The organism is Roseateles oligotrophus, assembly GCF_025717515.1.
Lineage (GTDB): Bacteria > Pseudomonadota > Gammaproteobacteria > Burkholderiales > Burkholderiaceae_C > Paucibacter_A > Paucibacter_A oligotrophus.
This window is the reverse complement of record NZ_JAJIRN010000004.1, coordinates 207,328-217,563: the sequence shown is the minus strand read 5'-3', so window position 1 is coordinate 217,563 and position 10,236 is coordinate 207,328. Positions and strand designations below refer to the sequence as shown.

General features: G+C 60.7%; 7 protein-coding genes. 4 read left to right on the top strand and 3 right to left on the bottom strand.

The features are described 5' to 3' along the window. Window positions 1–66: 66 nt before the first annotated feature. Window positions 67–516, bottom strand: coding sequence for a VOC family protein (locus LNV07_RS10085; protein WP_263571035.1), 450 nt, complete (start codon window positions 514–516; stop codon window positions 67–69). 94 nt (window positions 517–610) lie between these two features. Continuing rightward, a complete protein-coding gene (locus LNV07_RS10080) occupies window positions 611–1,057 on the bottom strand; it encodes a GNAT family N-acetyltransferase (RefSeq protein ID WP_263571034.1) in 447 nt (148 codons plus the stop codon). Window positions 1,058–1,967: 910 nt separating this feature from the next. On the opposite strand from LNV07_RS10080, the gene LNV07_RS10075 reads away from it, so the two are divergent. The 3 genes from LNV07_RS10075 (at window position 1,968) to LNV07_RS10065 (ending at window position 6,983) form a co-directional block, all read left to right on the top strand. After that, the gene (locus tag LNV07_RS10075; RefSeq protein ID WP_263571033.1) at window positions 1,968–2,450 is read left to right on the top strand and encodes a GreA/GreB family elongation factor; all 483 of its coding nucleotides are present in this window, start codon (window positions 1,968–1,970) and stop codon (window positions 2,448–2,450) included. A gap of 616 nt (window positions 2,451–3,066) precedes the next feature. Further along, window positions 3,067–4,929 carry an amidohydrolase gene (locus tag LNV07_RS10070; protein ID WP_263571032.1) on the top strand — a complete coding sequence of 621 codons (1,863 nt, stop codon included), beginning with the start codon at window positions 3,067–3,069 and terminating at the stop codon, window positions 4,927–4,929. A gap of 662 nt (window positions 4,930–5,591) precedes the next feature. After that, on the top strand, window positions 5,592–6,983 hold the full coding sequence (locus LNV07_RS10065; protein WP_263571031.1) for a cation:proton antiporter: 1,392 nt from the start codon (window positions 5,592–5,594) through the stop codon (window positions 6,981–6,983). A gap of 46 nt (window positions 6,984–7,029) precedes the next feature. Here LNV07_RS10065 and LNV07_RS10060 read toward each other — a convergent pair whose 3' ends face one another. Further along, window positions 7,030–7,341, bottom strand: coding sequence for a hypothetical protein (locus LNV07_RS10060; RefSeq protein ID WP_263571030.1), 312 nt, complete (start codon window positions 7,339–7,341; stop codon window positions 7,030–7,032). A 111-nt stretch (window positions 7,342–7,452) separates the two neighbouring features. On the opposite strand from LNV07_RS10060, the gene LNV07_RS10055 reads away from it, so the two are divergent. Further along, window positions 7,453–10,155, top strand: a complete 2,703-nt coding sequence (locus LNV07_RS10055) for a S9 family peptidase (protein WP_263571029.1) — start codon at window positions 7,453–7,455, stop codon at window positions 10,153–10,155. The last annotated feature ends 81 nt before the right edge of the window (window positions 10,156–10,236 follow it).

The window sequence follows — 10,236 nt, the reverse complement described above, 5'->3', positions numbered from 1 at the left end:
GGCTGGGGTCGATTCTCGCTATCGCCGCCTTCTGCCGCGCAGACTCCTAGCTCCAAGCGAGGTGTTTCATCGCGAGTAGTCATTGCGCTCCTCTGTCACGGTGGATAGGTATTCGATGAATTCAAACTGCAGGCTGTCGGCTTCAATGAAGTAAGCACTCTTGCGGTGCGGGTGTGAAGCGCCCAGGTGGTCCACCTGGTAGCCCGCGGCCGCTAGGCGCTCGATGACTGCGCTGAGTGAGGGCACGACCAAACCGATGTGTTTGACGCCGACCTGTGATTCCTTCCAATTGAGGCCATCGCCTTCCCCGCCACTTTGCAGGGCGATGTAGCTGCTCGGCGTGCCAATATGTAGCCAGTCAACTTCGTTCCCGAACCAGTTCATCTTTGAGCGCGCGCGAATGCGCCAATTGGGCATGGCGGCAAGCAGGAATTCGGCCGTGGCATCTAAATTTTTGACCGTGACGTTGACATGTTCCAGGTATTCCTCGGACATGGTTTGGACTTTCGCGCGCATGGCGTTGATGTTTATGGAAAGCGGGTTACGTGCAGGCTGAGTGCCTGGGGGAGAAGGGCTGCTGGCCTGCGTCAGCGGCAGCGCCGGCGGCGATTTACGCACCGGCATTCGCCTCATCGAGCTTGGGTCGCCTGTAGGCCATGCCTACAGAGCGCGGCGCCGTGTTGACGAAGCCAAATTGGGCATACAGTTCTTGCGCCCGGCCATCCGCAATCAGGCTGACATAGCCGCTCAAGGGGACCTGGGTTTCGATGTATTTCCGGATCTCGGTCATGATGAGTTTGCCCAGGCCGCGCCCCTGATGTTGCTTCAATACTGCGATATCTACGACCTGAAAGAAGCAGCCCCCGTCGCCGATTACCCTGCCCATGCCGACCGGCTGTGCCCCATGGAAAATCTGCACAGCAAAAAGCGTGTTGGGAAGACCGCGTTCGGCGGCTTCGTCGGTCTTGCCGCTGAGTCCAGACCCTAGGCGCAGCGCCTGGTAGGTCTGAACTGAGGGCGTTTCATGTACAGCAAGGTAATCAATCGGCAGATTCATGGCAGTTCGAGTCAGGAGTTAGCCCGCATGGCTGGTGATAGTTGCGCAAAGTAGGAGGCGCCAGCTGAAGCCTGCGGGGGATGTAAGGAGGGTGCACGCACCTGTGGTGCGCAGCGCATCGAAGGATGCAAAGCCTGGTGGGCATCAATCACCGCTTTGGCCGCCCGGTCTTGAGGCGCCTGGGTTCCGGGTGGTTCTCGCATGGGCATGAAAGTTTTCTTTGGCATGCGGCCATGATGTAAGTTCAAGTTAACTTGAAGTCAAGAGCTATTTTTCAAGGTTGTTAAAGTGCCCTAACCCTTGCGGTCCCGCTCGCTCAGTGCCGCAGCAGCGGCGAGCATCCTGTGTTGGCGCCGAACCAAGGTTTAGCCACCGCGCCGACATTTGAATGAGCCCGTTTGGGTGATCGGCCCGGTAGGTCATTGGAGTCAGCCCGAGGCCTCCAACACCGCCGCGTGCCACCAACCGTTCTCATGGCTACGGCGATGTTGGGGTTCACGGTGTTCACCGCCAACCTATCTATCTATCTATCTATCTATCTATCTATCTATCTATGACGATTCATGGCCGGTTTGTGAGCGTACCAAATGAAGGCAATTGACCGCTTCGGGCACCCTGTCGCCGCCACTTTGCGCACTCGAATGAAAGGAACTGGCCTGGACCGTGAGGCTGCAACATCGCCAGTAGGCCGCCAACGAACAAAACGGTTGGCGAATCGAATGTCAGCTACGCGGCGCTTGTCCGAACTGTCGGCCTGGCGCAGGCCAGGGCATTTCGGAGGCAATGACTCCGTGGCAACTGCGTGCCCATTGCTGGAGTTAACCTGCAGCCGCCAGAGGCGTCGAAAGCTGGCGGGGCCCTTCATAATCAAGACCTGCCCCCCGCTTGTTTGAGACGCCTACCTTTCATCATGGATAAATTCTTGCTGCAGCAGTGGGTGCTGGAACGGCTTGCCGAAGACCTGCTGCAAGCCGAACAGGCAGCGCGGGCCGCCCATGAAACGGCGACTCACGAAGAAAACATCGCCGAAAACAAGTACGACACATTGGGGCTCGAAGCCGCCTACCTGGCCACCGGCCAAGCTCGGCGCGCCGAAGCCATCCGCCAGGCCATAGTCAAATGGCGCCAATTTCACCCTTGCCCCTACGACGCCAGCAAAGGTATACGGCTCGGGGCGCTGGTCTGCCTGGTCGATGCCGACGACAAGCAGCAACAGCTCTTTCTCGGCCCGGATGGAGGCAGCATGAAGTTGCTCAACGGCGCTCAGCTCGTTCAGGTCATCAGCACCGAAGCCCCGTTGGGCAGGGCCATGCTGGGCAAATGCGAGGGTGATGAGGTGTCGATACAGGTCGCAGCAATCCGACAGCAGTTTGAGGTACTGCGGGTTCTTTGAGCCGCAAGCAAGTTCAAGCCGAACAGATCAGAAATTGATCGCCCCGATCCCTTCATGAATCTGCCTATGACAAGACCTTTGATCGGTAGCTCAACTCGACCACTGCCCCGTCATCTGGCTGTTATCGGCGCTGCCGGTGGTCTAGGGCAAGGAATACTCAAGGTGTGTCGAGAAGCCGGCATCAATTTCACTGCCATCGTCCGTTCTCGGCCGGAACGCATAAGCAACGTGCCGGATGGATCTCGAGTGCTTGTTATCGTGTCTCTGGGCGACCGAGACGCTCCCAAGAACGCGCCGCGCTGCTCTCAGCGAACATGGTCACGATCGAGGCTTCAATGCTGGCTGCACGCGTCGACCGCATCGTCATCGTCAACACCTTGGACACTTCGGGGTGGAGGGCCAGTTCGAATCGGAATATGCCTGATGCGAACCGTCTTGGTGCGAGTTGCTTGATGAAGGATTGGGCTGCGCCTAACGCTCCATCTCTAGTGGCAAAATCCTGCTGCAGCAATGGGCCTCGGCGCCTGCCCGGGCCTCCTTGTGCTGGCTTGAATCCATACCGATCAACCCCCCCCCACTCTTGGCGAGGAGCCCTGTGATGAAACGAGGAAGCCCGATGAAAACGTCCGCACTGATGGCGGCCATCGTCGCCATCGCCGCGCCAGCGATGGCGGCCCAGCAGATCGCCCCAACGGCGGCCGACAGCATCTGGTCGGGCGGCACCATCCTCACCATGAACGACAAGGCGATGCGCGTCGAGGCGGTCGCTGTGGCCGACGGCAAGATCATGGCCGTGGGCAAGAACCGCGATGTGATGAAGCTGAAGGGCCCGAATACCCGGCTCGTCGATCTCAAGGGTCAAACCCTCATTCCCGGCTTTTTCGACGCGCATGGTCATATCGTCATCGGTGGCTTGCAGGCGCTTTCGGCCAACTTGCTGGCGCCGCCCGACGGTGAGGTCAATGACATCGCCTCACTGCAGCTGACGCTGCGTGACTGGGTCCAGAAGAATGCGGCTGCGGTCGAGAAGACCCAACTCATCATCGGTTTTGGCTACGACAACGCACAGCTCAAAGAACTTCGCCATCCCAGCAAAGAGGAACTGGACGAAGTCTCTAAAGACATTCCCATCCTGATCGTCCACCAGTCCGGGCATCTGGCCACCGTCAATTCAGCCATGTTGAAGGAACTGGGCTACGACGCCAACAGCAAGGACCCGGCCGGCGGCGTCATCCAGCGCAAGCCCGGCAGCACCGAGCCCAATGGCACGCTGGAGGAAACCGCGTTTTTCAATGGCGCGCCGTTGGTGCTTGGCCGCGTCGGGCCGGAAGGCATGAAGACCTTCGCGCGCGAGGGTGCCAAGCTGTGGGCGCGCTTTGGCTACACCACGGCCGAGGAGGGCAGGTCCACGCCGCAGGTCGTCGCCGTGATGAAGCAGGTCGCGGCCGAGGGTGGTTTCGACAATGACGTCAACACCTACACCGATGTGCTGGTGGACCGCGCCTTCATCAAGGCGAACCAGAGCGGCACCTACACCAATCGCTTCCGCGTCGCGGGGGCCAAGCTCACGATTGACGGCAGCCCGCAAGGGTTCACCGCCTGGCGCGACCAGCCCTACTACAAGCCGGTCGGCAACTATCCCGTCGGTTACTCCGGTTATGCCGCTGCCTCCGCCGAGGATGTGCTGGGCTCCGTGCAATGGGCGGCCGAGAACGGCATCCAGATCATCACCCACTCCAACGGCGAGCGCGCCTCAGATCTGTTGATCTCGGCCCACCGGGCCGCACAGGCGCGTTTTCCCCAGGCTAAGGCCTTGCGCAATGTGCTGATCCACGGTCAGTTCCTGCGCGAAGACCAGTTCGACAGTTTCAAGTCGCTCGGCGTCATCCCCTCGCTATTCCCGATGCATACTTTTTACTGGGGTGACTGGCATCTCGACCACACCGTCGGCCCACAGGCGGGCTTGAATATCTCGCCCACCGGCTGGGCGCGCAAGCGCGGCATGATCTTCTCCAGCCACCATGATGCACCGGTGGCCTTCCCGGACTCGATGCGGGTGCTGGACGCGACCGTCACCCGCCGCGCGCGCGGATCGGGTCGCATCGTTGGTGCAGAGCATCGCGTGGACGTCATCACCGCCTTGAAGGCGATGACGATCTGGCCGGCTTTCCATCACTTCGAAGAAAAGACCAAGGGCAGCCTGGAGGTCGGCAAGCTGGCCGACTTTGCCGTCCTGTCGAAAGACCCGACGGTGGTCAAACCGACCACGATTGCCAATATCAAGGTCACCGAGACGATCAAGGAAGGCAAGACCATCTTCCGGCTTGAGCCCGGTGCGCGGACCGCCGCCGCTGCGCCCGACATCACGCCCTTGCTGACCGCGTTCGGCGGGCATGGCGCCGAGCCCGGCGAGGCCTGTGCCCATGATGCAATGTTCCGCTTGACCGCCGTGATGGCGGGCGGTCAAGTGGGGCGCTGAGGCGGCCCGCTATGCCTGTTGGGACTCAAGTCTTGATTGCGTATTCGAGGCTTGACCCGATAGGGCGGGCATTAAATCGGTGTCGTGGTTCTTGCTTGGCGCTTCGGTCGTGCGCTCCAGCTCGGCTAGCCGCTTTGTCTGATCGTTATGGGGGCCGAGACTGACATGGACATGCATTTTTAAGTGAAAGCGTAGGGCAGGCCTCGGCGGCCGACCCGCGCTTGCAGGGCCGTTCTTGTTGTGTCGCCTGTTAGCGTCCAGGCGGGTCAGGAACGGCGAGACGGAGATGGCTAAACAAGAGCCTGATCGATCCATCCTAGCCCTTCGGTTGGAAAGAGCTTTTTAGCCAGGATGAAGGGGATCGACCGGATTATTGGGCTCAAGGATTGATGCGCCGATCTGAAAACATGGCCCCAGCGTCCCAGTTCAAACCAATTTTCTGATCGCTGCCGTCGGCCCTTAGCCTCTAACTCGGTTGGCGGTATTTTGTAGGTAAGTAGGCACAAGTTGGCTCGCCCGGATAGACAAAAGCCGTGCCGCTGGCATAGTGAGCGCAGCAGGTTTACGGTAGTTCGAGTTTTTTCAAGACAACGTTGTCGTTAATATTGCCTGAGCGGGCCAGCGACGGTCGTCGGCCCGCACCCCTCGCGACTGGAAGTTTCATGGCATTCGACATCATCGGCAACGTTACCGCCATCGCAGGCGACATATTCGCCAAGCATGGCCCGGCCGTCCCTGCGGCGGCGCAAAGCTACTCCCCTGGCGACTTCAGCGTCCGTTTCTTTTTGCAACTGGCGGTGATCATGTTGGCCTGCCGCGTTGTCGGCTGGCTCGGGCGAAAGTTCCTCGGCCAACCCCAGGTGGTCGGCGAGATGATTGCGGGCGTGGTCCTCGGCCCCTCCTTGCTGGGCCTGTTCTTTCCTGAGCTTCAGGCCGTGATCTTCCCCAAGGAGATGAAGAACGTCCTCTACACGGGGGCACAGCTTGGGGTCGGCCTGTATATGTTTCTGGTCGGCACGACCTTGCGGCTGGATCATTTTCAGACCAAGGCGCGCAGCGCCATCGGCGTGTCGATTGCCGGCATTGCGGCGCCGTTCTTCATTGCCGTGCTGATCACGCCATTTCTGCTCGACGTTCCGGGGCTGTTTGCCGAGGGCATTTCGAAGGCTAATGCGACCTTGTTCATGGGGGCTTGCATCGCGCTGACCGCCTTCCCGATGTTGGCCCGCATCATCAATGAGCGCGGCCTGGCCAATACCTCCTTGGGCACCTTGACATTGACGGCCGGCGCCTTCGATGACGCCGTCTCCTGGTGTGTGTTGGCGCTGGTGCTGGCGGCATTCGGTGCTGGGCCGGGTGTGGCCGTGCTGGCCATCGGCGGGGGGCTGATCTACAGCAGTTTCATCCTGCTGTTCGGCCGCAAGCTGCTGATGCCGCTCGGCAAGATGGTCGAGCGCGAAGGCGAGATGAGCACGACCGTGCTTGGCATCACGCTGATCCTGTTTTGCCTGTCGGCCTTCATCATGGACGCTGTTGGCATCCATGCGATCTTTGGCGGCTTCATCTTGGGGGCGGTGATGCCGCGTGGCCTGTTTGCAGCCGAGTTGAAGAAGAAGGTGGAGCCGCTCGCCGTGGTGCTGCTGCTGCCGATGTTCTTCACCTATTCCGGCCTCAATACCCGGCTTGACATGATCAATTCCTTCGAGCTGTTGCTGATCGCGATGGGTATTTTGCTGGCTTCGGTGCTGGCCAAGTTTGGTGCTTGCTACCTGGCCGCGCGCATGGCGGGCGAAGACAATCGCACCGCTTTAGGCATTGGCGCGCTGATGAATTCGCGTGGCCTGATGGAGCTGATCATCATCAATATCGGCCTGCAAAAAGGCATCATCGGGCCGGCCTTGTTCTCGATGCTGGTGCTGATGGCGGTGGTGACGACGATGATGGCCAGCCCGCTGTTCGAGCTGTTCTATGGTCGCAAGGCGCGCGAGTCGGGGGAGTTGGACGCCATTTCTGCAGGGCGCCCCGTCGGCGAAGCTGCCAGTAATTTGGCTTGAACGATAGCCAGGCCGCCTGGCTGCACCGGCATTGACGGGGATTGCCTCAATGGGGCTTGCGCGGCTCGTCTTTGTTGAAGCTCTTGGGCCGATAGACATTGCCGTCCCATTCGCCTTCGGGCTTGGCGGTCGTTTTGGCGCGGCGGATCAAGGCGTCGGCCTGCGTGGCCGCTGAGTTTTTGAAGCGTCGGCTGCGCAGCCAGCTGCTCAAGCGCTGGCCCGCGTCACGCAGAGCCCAAGAGGCCTGGCGCAGCTGCGCGTCCATTCGCTGACGCTGACGCGGGCTCAGGCACATGCGAATCGCTAAGACGATACAAGTCAAAAGGCCTGCGGTGGCCATTACGGTGCTGAAGTTCATGACTGCAGTTTGCCTCAGTTGCCTGAGATGAGGGAGTTGCAGCCTCAAGCGCCGGGGCGGCCTTTTAGAATGCCGGCTGCCCTGACCCTGGGCGAGCCTGGAGAATGTGGTTTGTTGACCCTCGAAACCCCCAAGAATTCCAAAATAGGCAGCGCTGCAAGCAGTGCTTGCTTGCTGGCCGCGCTGTTGAGCGCCATGACGTTTTCGGTGTTGGCGCAAACACCCGCGCAGACTTCCACGGTCTTGAGTCTGGAAAAAGTCTTCCGTGCCGAGCCCTATCGCGGCGAGAACGCCAAAGAGGCCAAGTTCAGTCGCAGCGGCCGCTATCTGGCCTATTTGTGGAACCCGTTCGGCGAGCCGGGGAGTGACCTCTATGTGCATGACAGCAAGACTGGCAAGACCCAGCGCCTGACATCGCCCGCGCTGATGGCCGCCTTTGATGCGCCAGAAGACATCGAGCGCTTCGATAAAAAGCTCAAGCAAAAGCGCAGTGAAAGCGCCGAGCGACAGGCCAAGGAAGAGGCGCAAGCCGCCTATTTGCAAGGGGCCAGCGTCGATTTGGGCCAATGGGAGGCGGCCGCAATCGAGCAGGTGAAGCAGGACTACGCCGCCAAAAAAACGCGTGACGATGCTCAAAAGGCGGCCGAAAAGGCCGAGGCAGAGGCCGAGAAGCGCGCGGCCGAGGCGCTGGAAGCCAAGCGGTCCGGCAAGCCTGTCGCCGTTGCGGTGGCCGCATCCGCCGCTGCTCCGGCCGACAAGCCGGAGAAGGACAAGGAGTTGTGGGAGTGGCGCGATGAGCTGAAGAAAAAGCAGACCAAGGACAAGCTCAAGCCCACCGACCTTTACCCCGGTGCGACGCAAATCGTCTGGGCTAATCAAAAGGATGAGCTGATCTTTGCCTACCGCGGCGGGCTGTTCCGCTGGGTCGCCGGCGACAGCAAGATTGCGCCGCTGCAATCGACCGCGCGCGCGCTGCGCATGCTTGCCTATGCCGCCGATGATCAGGCTTATGTCTATATGGACGACAAGCGCGTGTTGCGCGCCCGCTTTGCCGCCGGTGGCGTGCAGGTGCTCAACCGAGAGCTGATCCACCCGGACGATGCGGAGAAGAAATACCAGGTCGAGTCGACCACCATCAGCGAAGACGGCCGTTGGATGGCCTTGGTCGGACGCGCACCGTTAAAGCCGGCCGAAGATGGCAAGCCGGCAGCGGAGCCGACCGGACGCAAGGTAGAAATCATGAATTACGCGGAGCGTTTCGCCAGCGCCAAAAAGGTCGACCGCGAGGTCTCGGACGACAAGCGGACGAACAAGCCCTTGGCGATCTATATCCGCAAGGTGCCCGGCCTGGAGGGCGCGCCGGCCAAGCAGCCGGCTCCGGTTTTCACCCATGGCGGCGGTGACAGCTGGTTCGAGCTGAGCCCGATTGCCTGGGCCCGCGACGGCAGCCGCTACGCCTTCACGACCTGGGAACGCGAGAAGGAATTGCTGCGCGTCTATCTTGGCGGTGCCGATGAAAATGCCAAGCCCGAGATGGTGCTGGAGCGTCGCGGCGATGTTGGCCACGAGGTCGTCAATGTGATCCAGCCGCAGTTCACGCCCGATGGCAAGACCTTGGTCTTGACCCTGGATGAAGCGGGTTTCCGCCAGCCCTATGGTTGGGACATCGCGACCCGCACGCTGCGCCCCTTGCTGGAGAATGGCAAGGGCGAGTTCGAGGCGCATCAGGTGCTGGGCTTCACGCCCGACAGCAAGGCGATGTTTGTCGTCGCCAACAAGGGCGATTTGGCGGCGATGAATCTGTTCCGCGCCAACTTGGCCGACGGTGCGATGCAGGCGCTGGGCGCTGCGGCCGACTATCACCGCAACGCGGTGGTCTCGCATGACGGCCAATGGCTGGCGGCGAATGCCGGCCACTGGGCGGCGCGGCCGGAGCTGAAGCTGATAGCGGCAGGCAAGGCCGACGCGAAGGTCTTGACCGACAGCCATGACAAGGCCTGGGCCAAGGTGGACATGCTTCGCCCCGAGCGCTTCTCGTTCAAGAATCGCCATGGTGACAGCATCCCGGCCTATGTGTTCAAGCCGAGCGGCTGGACGGCTGCCGACAAGCGCCCGGCCGTTGTCTATATCTATGGCGGCCCGCTGAACGACCGCCATTCGGTTGAGGCCGACAGCTTCCAGCCCAGCGCCTATGTGTTCGCCATGTATATGGCGGCCAAGCATGGCTATGTGATGGTAACGATCGATTCACGCGGACATTCAAACTACGGGCGCCGCTTCTCGGACGCGAATTGGGAGAACCCCGGGCTACCGCAGACAGAAGATCTGGAAGACCTGTTCAAACACATGACGGCCAATTTCGGCATCGACCCGGCGCGTGTGGGCTTGAACGGCTGGAGTTTCGGTGGTTTCCAGACGCAGTACACGATGTTCAATAGGCCCGGTCTGTTCGCCGCCGGCATCGCCGGCGCGGGCCCGACCGAATGGGAAAACTACAACAGCTGGTACAGCGGCCGCACCATCGGCAAGGCCGATAGAGCCAAGCCGAATCTGCGCAAATACTCGCTGCTGCCTATGGCTAAGGGGCTCAGGAAACCGCTGCTGCTGGTGCACGGGATGCTGGACCCTAACGTTCTGTACCAAGACACGGTGAATGTCTATCGGGCGCTGCTGGAATCGGGCAAGGAGGGTCTGGTTGATCTGTTCCTCGACCCGGATGGCGAGCATGGCATGGGCGGCGCGGTCAAGACCGTCGGCTGGCATCGCAAGTACGAGGCCTTCTGGCTGCAGCATCTGGGGCGCGTGACGCCTTAACTAAGTATTCACGCGGTTCATTTTTACGACCGAAGCCCGATCAACTATCGGGCTTTTTTCTGCTTGACCGCCAAGCCGCTC

What these genes read in the sequence shown, in the direction of transcription:
- LNV07_RS10085 (WP_263571035.1), bottom strand. Translation starts at nt 516, where the DNA reads ATGCGCGCGAAAGTCCAAACCATGTCCGAGGAATACCTGGAACATGTC.
- LNV07_RS10080 (WP_263571034.1), bottom strand. Translation starts at nt 1,057, where the DNA reads ATGAATCTGCCGATTGATTACCTTGCTGTACATGAAACGCCCTCAGTT.
- LNV07_RS10075 (WP_263571033.1), top strand. Translation starts at nt 1,968, where the DNA reads ATGGATAAATTCTTGCTGCAGCAGTGGGTGCTGGAACGGCTTGCCGAA.
- LNV07_RS10070 (WP_263571032.1), top strand. Translation starts at nt 3,067, where the DNA reads ATGAAAACGTCCGCACTGATGGCGGCCATCGTCGCCATCGCCGCGCCA.
- LNV07_RS10065 (WP_263571031.1), top strand. Translation starts at nt 5,592, where the DNA reads ATGGCATTCGACATCATCGGCAACGTTACCGCCATCGCAGGCGACATA.
- LNV07_RS10060 (WP_263571030.1), bottom strand. Translation starts at nt 7,341, where the DNA reads ATGAACTTCAGCACCGTAATGGCCACCGCAGGCCTTTTGACTTGTATC.